This is a genomic window from Pedobacter rhodius, assembly GCF_027213645.1.
In the GTDB taxonomy this organism is placed as follows: Bacteria; Bacteroidota; Bacteroidia; order Sphingobacteriales; family Sphingobacteriaceae; genus Pedobacter; species Pedobacter rhodius.
Genome location: NZ_JAPWGL010000011.1, coordinates 1 through 1,022 on the forward strand (window position 1 = coordinate 1; position 1,022 = coordinate 1,022).

The window sequence follows — 1,022 nt, forward strand, 5'->3', positions numbered from 1 at the left end:
TCATCCGATAGCTCCTATGTTTACAATTATTAATTTAGTAAATATAAAGTGAAAAGGATTGAGAGTAGACCGATGGCTAAATAACTCATGAAGTATATTGACCGATAGATACTACCTCTTTCCTTTTTATCTCTTAGAGTTTGAACAGAATGTAAGGAATTATGCATGTCATAATATCCAGGATATCCAACCAGGAGAAAAAACGAAGGGAGATTCATCACTTTATAATTAAACTTAAAATGATGAAAAAAGTATTAAAGGAAGTATTGGGTGTAGATGTTGCACAAAAGGAGTTAGTCGTTACTATTGGCAGGATGTTCGATGATTTGAGTATTGAACTTTATGCCCATAAAGTTTTCAAAAACAATGAGGCTGGTTTTTCGGCTTTATTAGATTGGATAAAAAAACTTTCAAGTAATGAGTTTAAAGTCCGTTTTGTAATGGAAGCTACTGGTATCTATCATCAAAAATTTGCCTTTTACCTCTATGATCATGGTCGTGAAGTAACTATTGTTCTACCAAATAAAATCAGCAATTACATTCGAACACTTGAAAACAAAACCATAACAGATAAAAGCTGTTCCGAGGCCATTGCACAGTTTGGACTGGAAAGAAATCTTGATCAATGGCACAGGCCTAAGAAAATCTTTCATGTGCTTCAACAACTCACAAGAGAGCGTGATCAGATTGTAAGTGAACGGTGTATTGTAAAGAACCAGCTCCATGCTGAGGAGTCTGAAGTGGAGCCGAATGAACGCAGCCTGCAACGACTTAATGAAAGGATTCATCTGTTGAATAAGCAAGAAAAAGAAATAAAAGCTGATTTGGAGATGATTGTTAATGGTGATGCTAATTTAAACACAGAAATAAAGCGTATCTGTAGTATAACAGGAATTGGAAAACTTACTGCAATCATTGTTTTGGCTGAAACAAATGGGTTTGAGCTGATCAGAAATAAAAAGCAGCTTACAAGTTATGCTGGTTTGGACGTGAAAGAAAAACAATCAGGAACATCAGTAAAA

At 34.8% G+C, this 1,022-nt stretch carries 1 protein-coding gene; it reads left to right on the forward strand.

Annotated elements, in window-relative coordinates; translation table 11 throughout:
- Positions 1-239: 239 nt before the first annotated feature.
- Positions 240-1,022 (forward strand): transposase (locus O0931_RS20085; RefSeq protein ID WP_269417257.1); only part of this gene is annotated, 783 nt, incomplete at its 3' end.